Here is an 18,175-nt window from a genome sequence, read left to right as displayed (position 1 = left end):
GGGCTGGCCCCGTCGTGCGCGGCACTAAGGGCGGCGCGGCTCAGGCGGGCGACGTCGGCGTCCAGATCGTCGTTCGACCCACAGGCGCGCGTGCGTCGAAGGGCAGCAGCGCAAACCCGTGCCGCCCTGCCCAGTCCAGCTGCGCCGACGTCACAGGAGACACCGACCCCGACACCGCCGCGATCTGTGCCACGCGTCCGGCGGAGGCGGGCGGGGACGGCGGGGGCAAGGTGCCACTCTGCTGCCAGTGCCGGACCAGCGCGTATTCGACTCCCTGGCTGCCCGCGACCAAGCCCGTGCGCGCGCGGTTTTCCCAGATCAGCGCGCCTGCCGCGGCCTCGGATGCCGGGTCCATGCTGTCGATGGAGAGGATGCGCACACCCTGGGCCAAGGCCTCCTCCAGCCGCGCCTGAGGGTCTGCCGCCAGCGCCTCAAGGTCGATCAGCGCGGTGGGCAGGTCGGTCTGCGCCGCAAGGTGGGCCAGCAGGTCGGATTCCGGCATCGGCGTCGCAGGGTGATGGGCCATCACCGGGTGGCGGTCCAGCCGGAACACCCCCTGCGGGCTACCCGCGAACAGATGTCCGAAAGCCTGATAGCGCCGCATCGCGGGGGCCGCGGTCAGCAGGGGCACTGCGTGCGACGGGCGCACCGACAGCCCCGCCGCGATGGCCGTGCCGATCGAGCCCATATGTGGCGACGAATCGAAGGTCGAGCAGATCTTGTAATGCAGGATCTGGGGCCGCAGCGCCTCCAGCGCAGCGAAGAGCGGTGGCAGGTGTTGGGCCATCCAGGCCGGTCCATGCGCGCGGGCAGTCGTCGCCAGCCCCACCGCCGCACAATCTGCGAAACGCGCCAACAGCGCGGCCGAGGGCGGCTCGGTGAAGAGGACCGAGGGCACGCCCGCAAAGGTAAGCACCTCCATCACGGCGGCCGCGCCGGTGAAATCGTCGCCCAGCCAAGCAAGCCGCAGATCGGTCATTCGCGTCCCCTCTTGACGTGCCGTAATAATTATCACCTCATCATACCAGTTAGGCAAGTGATTCCAGAATGCCGGAGGAGATCGAAATGACCAAGGTGGCGCTGCTAGGGGCAGGCGGAAAGATGGGGGTGCGTCTGGCCACGAACCTGGCCCGGACCGATTTCCATGTGGCCCATGTCGAGTTGAGCACTTCCGGACAGGCCCGCCTGAAGGCTGAGACCGGGCTGGACTGCGTGCCGCAGGACAACGCATTGGACGGCGCGCAGGTGGTGATCCTGGCGGTGCCGGATACCGTGATCGGCAAAGTCGCAGCTGCCATCGTGCCGGTGCTGGCGCCGGGCACCATGGTTGTCATCCTGGACGCAGCCGCGCCCTTCGCGGGCCATTTGCCCGAGCGGGACGACATCACCTATTTCGTGACCCACCCCTGTCATCCGCCGATCTGGAACGACGAGGACACGCCCGAAGGCCGGGCCGACCACTTCGGCGGGGTTGCGGCGAAACAGGGCGTGGTGAACGCGCTGATGCAAGGTCCCGAGGAGCACTATAATCTGGGCGAACGCGTCGCCAAGGCCATTTATGCTCCCGTTGCGCGCAGCCATCGGGTCACCGTCAAGCAGATGGCCATGCTGGAGCCCGGACTATCCGAGACGGTCTGCGCCTCGCTTATGGCTGTGATGCGCGAGGCACTGGACGAATGCGTGGCGCGCAGCGGCGTCAGCCACGAATGCGCCCGCGATTTCCTGCTGGGCCACATGAACATCCTGGGCGCGGTCCTGTTCAACGAACGCGATGGCGCGTTCTCGGACGCCTGCAACAAGGCTATCGAGTTCGGCAAACCGATGCTGATGCGCGACGACTGGAAGCGCGTCTTCGAATGGGATGAGATCACTGCCAGCATCGAACGCATCACCTAAGATCATCTCATCATACCTGTTGACTGAGATCTAAACTGCCATCACGCTCATCGTGTCAGGGAGGACCGGATCGCTACCCGGCTGGCACGGCAAAACAAGGGAGGACGTTATGAATCTGAAACGCCGGCTGAGGATATCAGCACTGGGACTGACCATGGCACTGGCGCTGCCGGGTCTTGCATCGGCCGAGGGGCTGATCGCGATCATCACCCCCAGCCACGACAACCCGTTCTTCAAGGCCGAGGCCGTTGGTGCGGAGGCGCGTGCGCAGGAACTGGGATACGAGACGGTCGTGATGGTCCATGACGACGATCCGAACAAGCAGTCCGAGCTGTTCAATACCGCCATCGCCCGCGGCGCCAAGGCGATCATCCTGGACAATGCCGGGGCCGACGCCACCGTCGCTGCCGTGCAATCCGCCAAGGATGCGGGCATTCCGTCCTTTCTGATCGACCGCGAGATCAAGGAAAGCGGCATCGCCGTCAGCCAGATCGTGTCCAACAACTATCAGGGCGCACAGCTGGGAGCGAGGAGTTCGTCCGCCTGATGGGCGAAGAAGGGCAGTACGCGGAGTTGCTGGGCCGCGAGGCGGACACCAACGCGGGCATCCGGTCGTCGGGCTATCACGACATCATCGACCAATATCCCGATCTGGAGATGGTGGCCCAGCAAACTGCCAACTGGTCCCAGACCGAAGCATTCACCGTCATGGAAACGATGCTGCAGGCACATCCCGACATCAAGGGCGTGATTTCGGGCAACGATACGATGGCGATGGGTGCATGGGCCGCGCTGGAGGCCGCGGGCCGCACCGACGTGATCGTGGTGGGGTTCGACGGATCGAACGACGTGCGCGACTCCATCAAGGCAGGTGGCATCAAGGCGACCGTCCTGCAACCCGCCTACCGGCAGGCTCAGCTGGCGGTCGAGCAGGCCGATCAGTACCTGCGCACCGGCGAGACGGGGCTGGACGAAAAGCAACTGATGGATTGCGTGCTGATCAATGCCGACAACGCCGATCAGCTGGAAACCTTCGCCCTGGCCGAATGAGGCCCTGCGGGTTTGGCCCCGTGCCAAACCCGTTCCCGTCCCAAAGGATCTGTCGATGACACCTGCATGGACCGCCTTGATGGTCTGCGCGCTGGCGCTGTTGCCCGGCTGCAAGATTGTTCCCAACCCCGATCCCACCACTGCTGAAGCAGAAGCGCCGATGGACGACGACCAGCGCATGGCGGCGCGGGCCACGCAGATCTTCGACGAGGAACTGCCCCCCTATGTTCAGGATCGTACCGTCGGCGCGTCCGATCTGCGCGCGATCCTTGCGCAAGGGCTGGACGATGCAGGTGAAGCGCACGGGATCCGCCCGGCGTCAGAGGGAAGCCCCTGGAACTTCATCGTGAAAGCCGATGGTGTCGTGGTCGGGGCTGACCGGGAATCCCGCGCCGCCACCCTGACGCTGGATACCGATGCGGACGGGCAGGGGGACCTGACGGTTCAACTGGGCCCGGTCATCCGCGGCACCGCCCTGCGCGATGCCCTGGATTTTCTGGTGTTCACGGATTTTCGCGATCAGATCGAATTCGCCAAGCTGGCCCGTGCCCTGAACGATCAGGCCCATCAGCGCCTTGTTCTGCCGGACGCAGATTTGACCGGACGGAGCCTGTCGGTCACGGGCGCGATGACCCTGCCTGCCGCCGATGCCCCCTGGGTCGTGGTGCCGACCGCCCTGGTCGCGCCATGACTGTGAGCCTGCAGATCCGCGGCGGCACCAAGGTTTATCCCGGCACCAAGGCGCTGAAGGGGGTGGATTTCGACCTGCACCTTGGCGCCGTCAACGTGCTGGTCGGCGAGAACGGTGCCGGAAAATCGACGATGATGAAGGTCATCGCAGGGGTCGAGCAACTGACCGACGGCCAGGTCCTGATCGACGGCCAGCCGGTGCAGCTGAACGGTCCTGACGACGCCCGCCGCTACGGCATCGGGATCGTCTTTCAGGAGCTGAACCTGTTTCCCAACCTGACCGTCGCCGAGAACATCTTCATGGGCCGCGAATGCACCCGCGCGGGCATCGACATCAACCGTGGCGAGCAACGGGCGCGCACGCGCGCGCTGATGGCGCGGCTGGAACAGGACATCCACCCGGACACCCTGCTGGGCGATCTGCGCGTGGGCCAGCAGCAGATCGTCGAGATCGCCAAAAGCCTGGCACGCGACGCGCGCATCCTGATCCTGGATGAACCCACCAGCGCCCTGTCCGCCACCGAGGTCGAAATCCTGTTCCGGGTCATCGGCGATCTGCGCCGGCAGGGCGTGGGGATCGTCTATATCTCTCACCGGCTGGAGGAGTTGCTGCGGATCGGCGACCACATCACCGTCCTGCGCGACGGGCGCATCACCGGCGCGCGGTCGATGCAGGGCGTGGATCTGGACTGGATCGTGCGCGCAATGATCGGAGAGGCCAGCAAGGACTATGCAAAGGCCACGGATCATCCCTTTGGCAATGAGGTGTTCCGCGCCGAGGACATCTGCCTGTCGCGCCCCGGCGGCATGGCCGTGGACCATGTCAGCCTCTCGCTGCGCGCGGGCGAGATCTTGGGGGTCTATGGGCTGATGGGCGCGGGGCGCAGCGAGTTTCTGGAATGTGTCATCGGCCGCCACCGACACGCGACAGGCCGCCTGTTCGTAGAGGGCCGCCCGTTGACGGCGCGCAGCATCTCCGGGCGCATCGCCCAAGGCATCGCCCTGATCCCCGAGGACCGCAAGAATGACGGATTGGTCCAGATCCTGTCGATCCGCGAGAACATGACCCTGTCCAGTCTGGGGCAGGTCACCACGGCGGGCATCCACATGAATCTTGGCGCTGAGCGCCGCCGCGTCGGTGACTTCGTCAAGCGGCTGGTGGTCAAGATCGCCTCCATGGACAATCCGGTATCGTCGCTGTCGGGCGGCAACCAGCAGAAGGTCGTGATCGGCAAGGCGCTGATGACACGTCCCAAGGTCCTCCTGATGGACGAGCCGTCACGCGGCATCGACATCGGCGCCAAGGCCGAAGTGTTCCGCACCATGCGCGACCTTGCGGCGCAGGGGCTGGGGATCGTCTTCGTCACCTCGGACCTGGAGGAGCTGATGGCCCTGTCCGATCGTATCATCGTCATGTCCAACGGCCGTGTCACGGGCCGGTTTGAACGCCACGACGCCACTGAAACCGCCCTTGTCGCCGCCTCGGCCAAGGGACACAGCCTTAGGGAACCTGCCGCATGAGCGCTATCGCATCCACCGCGCGCCCCGCGCCACAGACTACGCAGATGCTGCTGGTGGTCCTCAAGGCCCGGACCTTCATCGCGTTGATCCTGGTATTCGCGTTCTTCGCGTTCGCCGCGCCGAACTTCCTGTCGACCGCAAATATGGTCATCATGTCCAAGCACGTCGCGCTGAACGCGTTTCTGGCCATCGGGATGACATTCGTCATCATCTCGGGCGGGATCGACCTGTCGGTCGGGTCGATCGTGGGCTTGTGCGGCATGGTCGCGGGCTATCTGATCCTGAACGGGATCGACATCGGCTTGGGATGGACGATGCAGTACAACACGATCGAGATCTGCCTGATCGTCATGGTGGTGGGGATCGCCATCGGTGCGGTCAACGGCATGCTGATCACCAAGCTGAACGTGGCGCCTTTCATCGCCACGTTGGGAACGCTTTATGTCTGTCGCGGCGCGGCGATGCTGTTTTCCGACGGGCGCACCTTTCCGAACCTGTCCGGGAACGTGGAATACGGGTCCGACACGTTCCGCCTGATCGGCGCGGGAACATGGGCGGGGGTGCCCATCACCATCTGGATGCTGATCGCCGTGGCCGTGCTGGCGGCATACATCGCCGGGCGCACGCCCTTGGGGCGCTATATCTATGCCGTGGGCGGCAACGAACGCGGCGCGGCGTTGTCGGGCGTCAAGGTCAACCGGATCAAGCTGTTCGTCTACATGTTCAGCGGACTATGCGCGGCGCTGGTGGGCCTGATCATCAGCTCGCAGCTTGTGGCGGCCCATCCCGCCACGGGCCAGTCGTTCGAGCTGAACGCCATTGCGGCAGCGGTTCTGGGCGGCACCTCGATGTCCGGCGGGCGCGGCCGGATCGGCGGCACGATCGTGGGCGCGTTCGTCATCGGCGTGCTGTCGGATGGGTTGGTGATGATGGGTGTGTCGTCGTTCTGGCAGACGGTCATCAAGGGGCTGGTCATCATCGCCGCGGTCGTGGTCGATCAGGCGCAACAGAAACTGCAGGCCCGCGTGGCACTGCAGGCAGAGGCGGGGGCGTGACATGCTGAACGGCGCACTGATCGGCTGCGGGTTTTCGCCCAGAACCAGCTGCACGCCTGGCGCGACATCGCGGGCGTGCGGATCGTGGCCCTGTGCGACCGCGACGCCGTGCGGCTGGCCGAAACGGCAGTGCGGTTCGGCATCACCCGGACCTATGCGGATGCCGACGCAATGCTGGCCGACGGAGGGCTGGACTTCGTCGATATCGCCACGACCGTCGCGTCGCACAGGCCGCTGGTACAGGCGGCGGCGGCGGCGGGACTGCATGCGATCTGCCAGAAGCCCTTTGCCGAGACGATGGAAGACGCAAATGCCATGGTCGAGGCCATGAATGCCGCGAAACGCACCCTGATGGTCCATGAGAATTTCCGCTGGCAATCGCCCGTGCGCGCCGCCATCGACACCTTGCGGAGTGGAGCGATCGGGCGGCCATTCTTCGGACGTTTCAGCTTTCGGTCGGGATACGACGTGTTCTCGGGGCAGCCCTATCTGGCGACCGATCCGCGGTTCATTATCCAGGACCTGGGTATCCATGTCCTGGACATCGCCCGCGCCGCTCTGGGGGACGTCACCCGTCTTGCTGCCTCGACCGCGCGCATCAATTCTGCGATCCGGGGAGAGGATGTGGCGACGATCCTTTTGGATCATGCCGGGGGCGCGACGTCGGTAGTCGATTGCTCCTACGCCACGCGTCGCGTCCCCGACACCTTTCCCCAGACCCTGATGGAGGTCGACTGCACCGGGGGATCCTTGCGACTGGAGGCCGGATACCGGCTGGTCATTGACCGGGGCAGCGTTCAGGACATCCGCGATGTCTCTCCGCCGGTGCTGGATTGGGCCGAACGCCCCTGGCACAACATCCAGGAAAGCGTGCGGATCATCCAACAGCATTTCATTGATTGCCTGCGTCACGGTCACACGCCCGAAACGTCGGGGCAGGAAAACCTCAAGACGCTGGCACTGGTCGAGGCCGCCTATACCTCTGCTCGCGACGGACTGAGGGTCAGGATGTGAGCAGGCGCGCGCACTATGGCACCGACGCGGCGTCCGCCGCGGCCCAGCATCTGACGGTCGGCGCGGTTCAGGCAACCTTGCAGGACGGCCACCTGCGCCACCTGCACGTCGACGGGATCGAGGTGATCCGCGACGTGGCGTTCCTTGTGCGCGATCGTGATTGGGGCACCGTGACGGCGCAATCCGACGGTGTTCGGATCCAGCGGACCGCCGAGGGGCTGCATGTCTCGTGGCAGGCGCGATATGACATGGATGGCCAGGTCACGGCGGTGATCGCGCTGGATCTGACGGCTGACGGCATGGACCTCACCGCCACCGCCCATAGTCGCGGCGAGGTCTGGACCAACAGGACCGGTATCACGGTCCTGCATCCGATCATCGGCGTTGCAGGTGCGCCGGTCCTGGTCGATCACCCGGACGGGCGTCGCACGACGGGGCGGTTCCCCGACCTGATCGACCCTTGGCAACCGTTCATGGACATCGCGGCCCTGACCCATCAGGCGGGGCCGTGGAATGTCACCTGTCGCATGTCCGGCGACGTGTTCGAGATGGAGGATCAGCGCCAGTGGGGTGATGCGTCGTTCAAGACCTACAACCGACCGCTGGCGTTGCCATGGCCCTATCGTTTGTCCGAAACCGAGCCGGTCGTCCAGTCTGTCAGTATCCGGTGGCACCGCCAGTCCGGAGAGCAGCCCGCGGCAGCCAAGATGCAAGGTGTTTCCAACCCGCGGTTTCCGCAAACGGCCCTGCTGGTCACGGCGGCGCAGGCACGACGCGCCGCGTCAGCGCCGAGGATGCTGCAACGCATCGCGCCTCAACGGCTGCTGTGCCACGTCGATGCCGGCACAGGTCCGATCGACGATGATCTTCGCGCCTACGCGGCGCTGCAGGCGCTCTGTTCCGGCATCGCGTATGATCTGGAACTGATCGCCGCCTGCCCGCCGGAAAGCGATCTGGACAATGAATTCGCCGCCTATGCCGCTGCGGTGAAACGGTCTGGGCTGCGGGCATCGTCCGTGATGGTCGTGCCGCAGGTGGACCGATCGTCGGTTCCTCCCGGTTCGGATTGGCCGGACTGTCCGGCGCTGGCAGACATCTATGCCGCGGCACGACTGGCCTTTCCGGGTCTGCCCCTTGGCGGTGGTTCGGCCACGTTCTTCCCCGAACTGAACCGCAAGCGGCCGCCGGTCGGACAGCTGGATTTCATTGCCCACGGCCTGTGCCCGATCGTGCATGCCGCCGACGACGTCGCGGTGATGGAGACGTTGCAGGCGGTGCCGCAGATCCTGACGTCGGGTACAGCGATCGCGGCAGGTGCAGCCTACCGGTTGGGGCCTTCGACGTTGGCGATGCGTCACAACCCCTACGGCGCGCGGACCATCCCCAATCCCGACCGGCTTCGCCTGTGCATGGCCGATGACGACCCCCGTCAGGACGGCGCCTTTGCCGCCGCATGGACCTGCGGTCTGGCGGTCGCCATCGCGCAGGCCGGACTGGAGGTCTGGACCCCGGCCGAACTGTATGGCCCGCGCGGTCTGATCGACGACACCGACAGCCCGCGGTCCATTGCGGACGTGGTCACGGCCTTGGCTGCATTGGCAGGGCAGCAGGTCGGACACACCCGGATCGCGGACGGGCTTGCCGTGATGGAGATCGGCGAGGCGCACCTGATCGCAAACCTGTCGCCTCATCCCGCCCCCGCACAGGTGGGGGACGCCCTGCCGGGATACGGCTGGCGTTTTCAGTGACGGGGGGATTTCCACCTGCCTGCAACGACCGTATGGTCTCGGTCCGTGCAGGAAGAAGGCAGTGATGAAAAAAGACCCAAACGCCGCGCCCGATCGGATCGTGCGGCGCAAACTGTCCGACCAGATGTTCGATCGCCTGCGCGACCTGATGGCCAGCGGAGAGCTGCCACCGGGCGCACCCATGCCTTCAGAGCGCGACCTGATGGCACGGTTCGGCGTCGGCCGCCCCGCAGTCCGGGAAGCGCTGCAGCACATGCACACAATGGGCCTGATCACCATCAGTCACGGAGAGCGCAGCCGGGTCAACGAACTGAGCGCGGATAGCGTGCTCAGCCGGGTCGACGACGTGGCCAAGATGCTGCTGTCATCGGAACCCGATCAGCTGGATCATCTTAAACAGGCCCGCCGGATGTTCGAATGCGGCCTTGTCCGCGAGGCGGCGCAGCGGGCAACCCCGGCCGATGTCGCCGATCTGCGCGACTTGATCGGCCGTCAGCGCGCCGTCACACAGGATGCACAGACATTCGTGTCCCTCGACATGGCGTTCCACACACGCATCGCGGCGATCTCTGGCAATCCCATCCTGACGGCCACCAGCCAGTCCATGCTGCGTTGGCTGTTCCAGTATCACGGGATCCTTCTCCACTGGTCGGGCAACGAAGAAATTACCCTAACAGAGCATCAGCAGATCACCGATCGGATCGCGGCTGCGGACCCCGACGGCGCGGTGCGGATGATGCAGGCACATCTTGACCGATCTACCGACCTTTATTTTCACAGCAACGGTCAAGGAGGGTCGTAGAGGTAGTGCTATTGTCGCGTAGCCCCTAACGACTTGATGATGTCGGTGCCGAAGGTTCTGGCTTTCTTTGGGTTGCTTGTAGGATCGAGAACTTCGACTTCGATAACCGCGGGCAATCTGGCGAAGCACGGGTAGGGTTTGCGGGCAACCTCGGCGCCCCGGGACAGCGCCTTCTCGAACCACTGCAGAGCTTCTGCCAGCGAACGGATGATCTGAACCTGGCTGAGGCCCATGAGATTAGGCTCTTCTAAGGCGCGGCGTGCCACCTGGTCATGATACTGTACCGTTTACGCGTGCCGCCAGTTGCTGGAGCCTTTCGTCGTTCCAGCCGAAGCCCTTCGGGCTTCCCAGTCCGGACAGGTGAGGCACGGCGATCACCAGCGCGCCGGTGCTTAAGTGATCAAGCAGGGAGATCGCCTTCGATCCATGTGCGACGACGACAGCCGGTCGGATCTGCTCGAGCAACATTTCAAAGACGGCAGTGCTTCTGTCCGCGCGTGTCAGGTGCTTGCCGCTCCCAGCCTCAACGCACCAGATGTTTGTCTCGAGAACTGGCGCAATGATGAGGTCGGCCAGACGCTCGATCCGCTTTCTGGTGGGGCTCAATGCATTTTTGGCGAGGTAGCGCTCGCGCCACGCGGCGCGGTTCATACCATCATCATCCGACCAATAGCGCCAGAAGTTGGCAGTCTCCCTGGCCGGGTTCTGGCCGACAATGAAGACGCGACATGCCAGGGGTGACCCGGTGCAGACAAAGGGGCGACCCGAACACGGGTCGCCTACAAGCAACTTCAGCCGAGCAGCAAACTTGGCTAATTCCCCGCCGGTGTGGCCGGTAGTCTTCATACCAAACGAAGGTCGATCGCGCTGGCCTTGCCGTTGCGCCCTGTCTCCAGTTCATAGGACACGGCTGCCCCGTCTTTCAGGGTCTGCAAGCCAGCGCGCTCAACGGCTGAGATGTGGACAAAGACATCCTGCGCGCCGCCTTCCGGTTGGATGAAGCCAAAGCCTTTGTCCGCATTGAACCACTTGACCGTTCCTCTGGGCATTTCATTCTCCAAGACGATTTCTGATGCAGCGACATTCGGCGATCACGCGCGATCGGGCAAGCTACCGATTTCGCCGCCGGCCTGAACCGAGGCGTCGCGAACTGCGATTGATGCCGAACTGGATAGATCTGGGGCGGGCGACCGACCACATCGAAACGCGCAAGGACTTCGAACAATGGTGTAAGATCCAGAGTCTGAAGTTTGCGTTGAACTGCGCGAACTCCCACCTTCAGATCAGAAGCGTCGACACGCGTCGGTGTTCTAGAGGACGCTCATCTGTCGGCCTTGGCTGCGGACGGTTTCGGAACAGCTGTTGTGGGGGAAGGCCCCGCTCGGCTGGAGGGAGTTGCCGAGCGGGGCCAAGTGACAACAGGGAATACTGTCGAACTCAACCTATAGGAGCATCGACAATCTCGCGATCCCTTAAATTGTACCGACACGCTTTCCTATTCGAAGGCCCGCCGAGCGGGCGGGCCTTGACGTCAATGCATTGTCGCTTCGGTCAAGTCTTGCTCTTGTCGATAAGGCCGGGCTTGGTTGGGTCTTCTGCAACTGCGGCGTCGGGACGGTTGCCGCCGGGAACAGCTGGGTGTTCCTCATTTACGGCATGGTCGGGCACTTCGGGATGTCGCTCTGTCGTCGCGGCCTCTTGAACCTGATCGGTGGGGGTCGGTTTCGGTTGGTCTTGCGTCATGACATGGTCCTCCTGCACCTTAACAGATGGCTGGATCCAATGTTCCGCAAGGTGGTTTGCCTTGTCTGACCATTATCCGGACATTTGCCGGGTATCTTTCTTCATCCAAGCCTTATCGGAAATCGCAGTCCCAAACGTGCTCGATCCGGAGGCCCGGCGTATCGATCCATTTGCCTGCATCTCTGACCGCGAGATTGCCGGCATCAATGATCTCTCACCAGAGAACGCGCGCAGGTAGAACAACAAGACCGATGCTTGCCGCGGAACCCTCGCTGCCAACGAAGGTTCGTCTTTATATCAAAGGCGCGGCATGACTGCGTGATCGTAAGGGACTGACCTCGGCATGAAATACGCATTGATCGGCTTACTTGTTCTCGGGGGATGCACGACACCGCCCGTCTCCGATTTCGGCACTGCCGATGAACATTTCTACAAAGGGAATGCCTGGTACATCGCCGATCGTCGCGGCCAACTGGAGGTCGCCTTGATGGCTGCTGGAATTGAGGATCCGGAGATCGAGTACCGTGGGGCGGCCCGCGACTACCTCCTCAGCAATCAGCGCGTATGCTCGGTTGGCCCCGGTCGTCCAGGAGGCGATGGGCGGTACCTGTTCAGCTACTCTTGCCGCTGATGAACATCGCGCGCGCCAGTTCAGTGGAAGAGGTGTAGCCACACCGCGCTGCACTGCCGCGACACCAAGCAATCCACCTCTTTATCATCAGTATCAGATCGAGGCTCTTGGCATGATCCGCACCCTCACCTTCGCAGCGTTTGCCGCCTTGTCGTTGACGCCTTCATTTGCGCAAGAAGTCGCCCCCTATCTCGATGATCGGTCCACTGCGGACAGGGTGGTTGCGTCGCTTTATAATGCCATAAACAGGCAGGAGTACCTTCGCGCGCACAGCTACTTTGATCCCAAAACTGCTCCGGACCTGGCCGCCTTCCGTGAGGGCTACGCCACCACCCAAAGCGTCCGTCTGCGCCAGGGAGAGGTCATCGCCGATGGGGCTGCTGGTACGCTGCACTTCGCTGTTCCTGTTGCGATCGAAGCGGTGACCACCGACGGGACCACCGTGTACACCGGCTGCTATCGTCTTAGCCAGGTCCAACCCGCCGCCCAAGAACTTCCGCCGTTTCAGCCGATCGATATCGATAGTGGAGAGCTGTCGGCATCAGACACGTCGTTCGACACCGCCATGGGCATATGCGACCTGCAGTAAAGTATCGGGCATGTACCGCTTCACGGACCGGACGGAGGCCGTGACGGCACATGACGCCAAGGTCGCTCGTGCTTCAGCGGATGGTGCGATGATCGTACGTCTCTTCATTTGGGCGATCGACAGTCATTTTGCCTGGTCTGAGCGCGTTTCCGCCAGAATCTCAACTTGCGGTTAATCAGTGCAACCACGACGTGCGCCGCATGTTGATGCCGGTAAACCAGAAAATCAACGGAGACAACCGTGCGGGACAACGTGATCATGGCCATCGCCTCTGAAGACGAACTCGATATGATCGTTTCAGCTCTTGCTGCATATCGCCACAACACCCGGTATCGGGCTCTCTACGAAAAGCTCATCCGGCAACAGGATCAGTTGTACAGGCTCGCTGGTTGATAGAAGTCACGCTCTAGCATTGGGCCGGGTCGAGATGCAGCGCGGTTATCCACTGACTTAAGAACCCCCAGCATCCTTGTTGGGGAACGCAGAAATAGCGTCACTGAATCGGTGAGCGCGATCTTGTCTGGTTCAGTCGCAATTCGCCAGATTAGCTGATGCGTCTGCCGCAGGTCTGTCGTGTGACCAGCCTCTATCCTTGATCGAAGGACTTTCTCCGCACCTGTCTATTACGATCCTGACCAACCTGACTAAAAACCCAGTTTGATAAAATTTTATCGAACTGCTTCATAGGCCAAGCCCGTACGAGCCTGTCGGGACGTTTTCCTGTTTGTTAGTAGGTTAGTTGTTGCGATGCGTATGCTCCGTGCTGAAAGAGATTTAGTCTCTGACTATCACCCCTCCCGTGCCGCCAAACCTGCACTCGCGGGACTGCATAGATCTCGCATAGGCAGGGCTGTCCCCGTCGGGGGTCTGGCCAAGCGTGGGCTGGACATCACGCTGGCGGTTCTTGGCTTGGTGCTGCTGGCGCCGTTGATCCTGGCGCTGGTCATCGTGCTGAAACTGACGGATTCAGGGCCGCTGCTCTACGGGCACCGCCGCATCGGCTTTGGCGGGCGCGAGTTCCGGTGCTGGAAATTCCGCACCATGGTCGTGAACGGCGATACTGTCCTGGAACAGTATCTGCGCAAGCACCCCGCCAAGGCGGCGCTCTGGAACGAACAGCGCAAGCTGGTCGACGATCCTCGTGTCACCCGCTTGGGCGCGGTGCTGCGCAAGCTGAGCCTGGACGAGTTGCCGCAGCTTTTGAACGTGCTGACCGGAGAGATGAGCCTGGTCGGCCCACGTCCGGTCGTGCGGGAAGAGCTGGACTACTACGCCAGCTCCGCCCGGCATTACCTGTCGGCGCGGCCCGGGCTATCCGGCCTTTGGCAGATCAGCGGCCGCAGCAACACGACCTATCTGGAGCGTGTGCAGCTTGATCGTTTCTATGTCATGAACTGGAACCCGTGGATGGACCTGCGCATCATCTTCATGACCATTCCTGCCGTGGTCATGTCCCGCGGGGCGCACTGAGCCTCCGATAACCGTACGTATGGACAACGCGCATCTTGGCTGCGGCAGGTCTGTTCATCGCGTTATAAACAGCGCGTCGCAGCGGTATTTTTCCGACTGTGTATGAGCAGGCGAGCGCTTGCTGGTCAGCAAGGTTCACCATATGCCGGTAGAGAGCGGCATCCTGATCGCCGCCATCCTCATCGTATTGGCTCATGAAACAATACCGACACCGGCGAGGTGACGCATCGCGATCGTCACAACAGCAGCGTGGTCCTGCTAACCGCGTCCTTGAGAGCACGAGTGCCAGAGGCAAGATCCGAGGCACGGCAGAGCAACTCGTCGAGCGCTATCTGCAGTTTGCGGAGGAAGCGCGACTTTCCAATGACCGTGTCGCGTCCGAGGCCTTCCTGCAGTCTGCCGAGCACTATGTCCGCTTGGGCAATCCGGTTCAGCTCACCAGCACCCGAACGGTGAAAGACCTGCCTCATGAGCCCGTGCCGGCCATAGTGAAGACATTCCCTCGCGCTGATGCCGCGCGCGTTTACGAGCCAGTGGCAATCACAGACGTGGCCCAAGTGTCTGCGCCTTCTGCCGTTATCCCGATACCATCGCCGAGCTTCGTTGATGCCAAGATCCAGGAGCGAGCAAAAATCGCAAAACGTGCCGCCGCCGCCGATGATCTTGAACGGGTTGCGGGGCAGCATGGCTACACATTGGCACAGCTGGGCCTAGTCCTTCGGTCATAACAAGACTAGCCCATGCATTTTCAGGCGTAGCGATGTCGTGACTGATGGAACGCGACCCCTCACTGATCGCTGCGGGAGCCGCAAGACACAAGGGCTCTGCCAATCGGTCCCTTGATTGCCAACGACATCTGCTGGCGTTTCATGGCCTGCTCATGAGTTTGCAGAGGGCTTCTTCTAGACATCGAGAATCTGCTCGTTGGCCTGAATGCGGAGGCGCATTGAATCTGGACGTATTTGTGCCCGCCCACATCTGTCTTGAATATGGGCTGTCCGAATAGCCAACTTCACAATGTGCAAGATCGGCATATCTTCACCCTATAGTTGTTCAGGGTAACCAAGGTAACCTGTATGCGCCGTATGTCGGATGACGTAATGTTTCGCTTGGCGATGTCTTTAGAGGACTGGGTCCTTATCGACAACGCTCTGACTGCCTATTCACACACCGCTGCATATCGGGACCTGCGTGAGAAGCTCGACATGCAGGTGGCGATTGCCCGTGTGCTGTCAGGCGCATCTCAAAGTGCGCAGGTTAGCAACGCTCGCCGGCACAATGCCAAGAGTGCTCCTTCTTGCCAGTAACAAACATTTGCCAGAGTGATTGCTCTGGAACCGCTGTTTCTACCGCATCTGAGGTGCCGCGTGTCACCTGTGTATTGATTTCCATCCAGAACGGACCCGTGCTTCCCATTACGAATTGAACCTCAGGGATCATCGCTTTACCGCACAGCTGACCGCTGCGGGGAAGTGCCACAAGGCTTAACCTTTCAGCGGAACTCCTGTGCCTATCTGGCATAGTTACCATTGGAAATGAACCGCACGACCTAATGCTACATCTTCACTTGCGATCGTGCCGAGAGCCGCGAATTAGCGTGCCTCACGACTTTGGGATCGGATGTTGAGCGACGCCCGCCACTGCATGTCGCGAGGCCAGTGTCAATTACGATATGAATCCTCGTGCAAGATATCATTGAAGCCGCCCCGGTGCCTGAGGGCTGCGTCAATCCAAGGGAACATGAACGGCGTTTCCATCCTTGAGGGGAGCCACCCGTACACGCCTGCCCGATGCACCCTGAGGAACCTGAGAATGTCGATGCATATCCTCCGCCACGCAGCCCCGCTTGTCGTGTGGCCTCTGGCGATCCTGACCGTCTTCGTGACGATCCTTCCCCTATGGAACACGAATGAATGGTGGGTGCGGGCAATGGGCTTTCCCCGCGTTCAGATCCTTGTCGCCAGCCTCTTCCTGATGATCGGCGCCCTGTTCCTGAACCGACCCGCACGGTGGGTAATCCTGTTGGCGATGGTCGGGGTCTGCAGCTATCAGGCATGGCGGGTCTATCCCTATACGCCGCTGGCATCTCCGGAGATGGCCTTTGCAGAGCCGGCGCCAAACGCTGTCAGGGTCATCACAGCCAACGTCCAGATGGGCAACACGCGGTATCGGGACGTCATCGAGATGATCAACCGCTATGATCCGGATATCCTGCTGCTCCTGGAAACAGACGCGACTTGGCTCGCCGAACTCCAGCCGATGCTGTCGCGGTATGCGACCGTCGTGCGCCAGCCGCAGAGCAACTACTACGGCATGGTGTTTGCCACGCGGCTGCCGGTCGATGAGGCCCGGGTCATCCAACTGACGAACGACAGAACGCCGTCTCTTTTCGCACGCCTGAGAAGCCCCGACGGACAGCCGTTTCATTTCCTAGGTCTGCATCCACGACCGCCGATCCCCGGGGAGGACACGGACGACCGCGACCGCCAGATCTATGCCGCAGCGAAGTTTGCCGCGAAAGACGACATGCCCGTGGTGGCGATGGGCGATTTCAACGACGTGGCCTGGTCCGAGACCTCGCAGACGTTCAGACGGGTCGGAGGCTACCTCGATCCCCGCATTGGTCGCGGCTTCTATGCCAGCTTCGATGCGAACAGCTGGTTCCTGCGGTTTCCGCTGGATCAATTCTACGCAACGCCCGACGTTGCCGTCGTCTCGATCGAACGCCTGGATCATGTCGGCTCGGACCATTTCCCGATGGCCGCCACGTTTCGCGTGGATCCCGGCCTTGCCGCCAGGCTCAATATCCAGCCCCGTCCCCTTACCGAGGAAGATCGGGACCTGATCGACGATCTGGACCTCGAGAATGCAGAGACGCTGGTCAGGGAGAGGTAGGTGCCGATCAGCGCCAGCGGCAGGTCCACCGGCGCACCGGCAATAGTGTCCTTTGCCTGCATGGAGCCATACTAGGTTTCATGACTCTACAGTGGCAGTGATCTTTCACAGAGTGATCTCGCTTAACGGCACTTCAGTTCAAAAATTGACTTATCGGTTTGATTTACTCATTGATTTTATACTGGTGCGTGATGGCAAGTTTGTTCCTTGGTTATATTCTCAATCGCCCTATAAAGACCCTTCGCTATTATCATTTAGCCCGGGTTCGTCTTCAAGATCCACTCTTATCCAACCGCCGTCTTCATCCTCAGTCACAGCGTCGGAGTATGCACCATAATGGTCTATCGCTGCTTCTTCGAAATCATCACTGGTTGTGCCTTGGGGAAGGTCGAAAAAGTCAATCTTCCCGTGAAATTGCACCCGCGCCAAACTGCTATTTTGCCAGTCTTTGATGTCGTTTTCAGCATGTGAAAGTGACCCGACATAGAACCTTGAGAGATCTAATAGCCGCTTTGAATTCATTCCTTATCCCCGCACCTGTATGACCGCGCTTCACAGACAACGAGCTTATCCTGCATTTCAGCGACACATGCAAAGTTGGCAATTCACCGAGCCGTATCGTGTCACGCGGTGGCCGATGATACGCCCTCACCCGGGTATAGCTGTCCCCCTCCCAAGCAGCACCATCATGATCTCTCCAACGCTGTCGTGGTCTTATTAATTCCCATCCGTAAATGAGCGGTTTTTCATTACTTTTCGCCGATTGGGTCACTCCATTACCCCCACCACTGTCCGATTTGTGGAAGATCCACATGGCGGACCTCTCAGGGAGGTCATGTGCCTATAGGTGTCACATCCCACGTGATTATACGGCCTCTTCCTGAACAGGTCCGGCCTTTGTTTTGCCAGTCCTTGAGCGCATCGACGGGCGTTCGGCCCTTCAGCACTGATTGCGGGAGCTGACCGTTGTAGAGCCGGACGTAGCGCAGGATGGTCTGTTCCGAGATCCTCGCCGCTGCGGAAGCGGTGGCCTCTGCAGGACGTCCTCGATCCGGCCATTGAAGCGCTTCG

Annotated in this window: 19 protein-coding genes and 2 pseudogenes; 14 read left to right on the top strand and 7 right to left on the bottom strand. The window is 61.7% G+C overall.

The features are described from left to right. Positions 1-40: 40 nt before the first annotated feature. On the bottom strand, positions 41-979 hold the full coding sequence (locus TY51_RS14605) for a four-carbon acid sugar kinase family protein (protein WP_052650267.1): 939 nt from the start codon (positions 977-979) through the stop codon (positions 41-43). A gap of 68 nt (positions 980-1,047) precedes the next feature. On the opposite strand from TY51_RS14605, the gene TY51_RS14600 reads away from it, so the two are divergent. The 8 genes and pseudogenes from TY51_RS14600 to TY51_RS14565 all read left to right on the top strand — a co-directional run bounded on the left by TY51_RS14600 (position 1,048) and on the right by TY51_RS14565 (position 9,776). After that, positions 1,048-1,896, top strand: coding sequence for a phosphogluconate dehydrogenase C-terminal domain-containing protein (locus tag TY51_RS14600; RefSeq protein WP_304413104.1), 849 nt, complete (start codon positions 1,048-1,050; stop codon positions 1,894-1,896). A gap of 109 nt (positions 1,897-2,005) precedes the next feature. Continuing rightward, positions 2,006-2,946, top strand: a pseudogene (locus TY51_RS24390) (D-ribose ABC transporter substrate-binding protein). 55 nt (positions 2,947-3,001) lie between these two features. Next, a complete protein-coding gene (locus TY51_RS14590) occupies positions 3,002-3,637 on the top strand; it encodes a DUF2291 family protein (protein WP_042250698.1) in 636 nt (211 codons plus the stop codon). Then, entirely contained in the window at positions 3,634-5,157 is a 1,524-nt protein-coding gene (locus TY51_RS14585) for a sugar ABC transporter ATP-binding protein (RefSeq protein WP_042250697.1), read from the top strand. The genes TY51_RS14590 and TY51_RS14585 overlap by 4 nt, the downstream gene beginning before the upstream one ends. After that, entirely contained in the window at positions 5,154-6,212 is a 1,059-nt protein-coding gene (locus TY51_RS14580; RefSeq protein WP_042250696.1) for an ABC transporter permease, read from the top strand. The genes TY51_RS14585 and TY51_RS14580 overlap by 4 nt, the downstream gene beginning before the upstream one ends. A 75-nt stretch (positions 6,213-6,287) precedes the next feature. Further along, complete coding sequence (locus tag TY51_RS14575) at positions 6,288-7,226, top strand: Gfo/Idh/MocA family protein (protein WP_231559074.1); 939 nt, start codon at positions 6,288-6,290, stop codon at positions 7,224-7,226. After that, complete coding sequence (locus tag TY51_RS14570) at positions 7,223-8,974, top strand: hypothetical protein (protein ID WP_042250695.1); 1,752 nt, start codon at positions 7,223-7,225, stop codon at positions 8,972-8,974. The genes TY51_RS14575 and TY51_RS14570 overlap by 4 nt, the downstream gene beginning before the upstream one ends. 64 nt (positions 8,975-9,038) lie before the next feature. After that, positions 9,039-9,776 (top strand): transcriptional regulator NanR, encoded by a 738-nt coding sequence (locus tag TY51_RS14565; protein ID WP_042250692.1) that lies wholly within the window; start codon positions 9,039-9,041, stop codon positions 9,774-9,776. 8 nt (positions 9,777-9,784) lie between these two features. Here TY51_RS14565 and TY51_RS14560 read toward each other — a convergent pair whose 3' ends face one another. The 4 genes from TY51_RS14560 to TY51_RS22085 all read right to left on the bottom strand — a co-directional run bounded on the left by TY51_RS14560 (position 9,785) and on the right by TY51_RS22085 (position 11,519). Next, entirely contained in the window at positions 9,785-10,042 is a 258-nt protein-coding gene (locus TY51_RS14560; protein ID WP_156118047.1) for a hypothetical protein, read from the bottom strand. A gap of 4 nt (positions 10,043-10,046) precedes the next feature. After that, complete coding sequence (locus tag TY51_RS14555) at positions 10,047-10,622, bottom strand: uracil-DNA glycosylase family protein (protein ID WP_052650265.1); 576 nt, start codon at positions 10,620-10,622, stop codon at positions 10,047-10,049. Continuing rightward, a complete protein-coding gene (locus TY51_RS14550; RefSeq protein ID WP_042250689.1) occupies positions 10,619-10,825 on the bottom strand; it encodes a cold-shock protein in 207 nt (68 codons plus the stop codon). Before TY51_RS14550 ends, TY51_RS14555 begins: the two co-directional genes overlap by 4 nt. 502 nt (positions 10,826-11,327) lie before the next feature. Further along, positions 11,328-11,519, bottom strand: coding sequence for a hypothetical protein (locus tag TY51_RS22085; RefSeq protein WP_156118046.1), 192 nt, complete (start codon positions 11,517-11,519; stop codon positions 11,328-11,330). A gap of 343 nt (positions 11,520-11,862) precedes the next feature. Between TY51_RS22085 and TY51_RS14540 the strand changes: the two genes are divergently transcribed. From TY51_RS14540 to TY51_RS14515, 6 genes are all read left to right on the top strand, one after another. Then, positions 11,863-12,150 carry a hypothetical protein gene (locus TY51_RS14540; protein ID WP_042250685.1) on the top strand — a complete coding sequence of 96 codons (288 nt, stop codon included), beginning with the start codon at positions 11,863-11,865 and terminating at the stop codon, positions 12,148-12,150. Between the two features lie 112 nt (positions 12,151-12,262). Beyond that, positions 12,263-12,739 carry a hypothetical protein gene (locus tag TY51_RS14535; protein WP_042250684.1) on the top strand — a complete coding sequence of 159 codons (477 nt, stop codon included), beginning with the start codon at positions 12,263-12,265 and terminating at the stop codon, positions 12,737-12,739. A 240-nt stretch (positions 12,740-12,979) separates the two neighbouring features. Next, positions 12,980-13,132, top strand: coding sequence for a hypothetical protein (locus TY51_RS22080; RefSeq protein WP_156118045.1), 153 nt, complete (start codon positions 12,980-12,982; stop codon positions 13,130-13,132). A 432-nt stretch (positions 13,133-13,564) separates the two neighbouring features. Next, positions 13,565-14,209 carry a sugar transferase gene (locus TY51_RS14530; protein WP_042250702.1) on the top strand — a complete coding sequence of 215 codons (645 nt, stop codon included), beginning with the start codon at positions 13,565-13,567 and terminating at the stop codon, positions 14,207-14,209. A 194-nt stretch (positions 14,210-14,403) separates the two neighbouring features. Next, positions 14,404-14,937: a DUF4167 domain-containing protein gene (locus tag TY51_RS24590; protein WP_081995086.1), complete on the top strand. Its 534-nt coding sequence runs from the start codon at positions 14,404-14,406 to the stop codon at positions 14,935-14,937. A 1,084-nt stretch (positions 14,938-16,021) separates the two neighbouring features. Further along, a complete protein-coding gene (locus TY51_RS14515) occupies positions 16,022-17,104 on the top strand; it encodes an endonuclease/exonuclease/phosphatase family protein (RefSeq protein ID WP_052650263.1) in 1,083 nt (360 codons plus the stop codon). A gap of 228 nt (positions 17,105-17,332) precedes the next feature. Here TY51_RS14515 and TY51_RS22070 read toward each other — a convergent pair whose 3' ends face one another. Both TY51_RS22070 and TY51_RS23565 read right to left on the bottom strand, forming a co-directional pair. Then, positions 17,333-17,626, bottom strand: coding sequence for a hypothetical protein (locus TY51_RS22070; RefSeq protein ID WP_156118043.1), 294 nt, complete (start codon positions 17,624-17,626; stop codon positions 17,333-17,335). A gap of 324 nt (positions 17,627-17,950) precedes the next feature. Continuing rightward, positions 17,951-18,175, bottom strand: a pseudogene (locus TY51_RS23565) (IS481 family transposase); the annotation flags it as partial.

The organism is Paracoccus sp. PAMC 22219, assembly GCF_000787695.1.
GTDB lineage: Bacteria > Pseudomonadota > Alphaproteobacteria > Rhodobacterales > Rhodobacteraceae > Paracoccus.
Note: the sequence above shows the minus strand (reverse complement) of the source record. Positions and strands in the feature narration are given on the sequence as shown.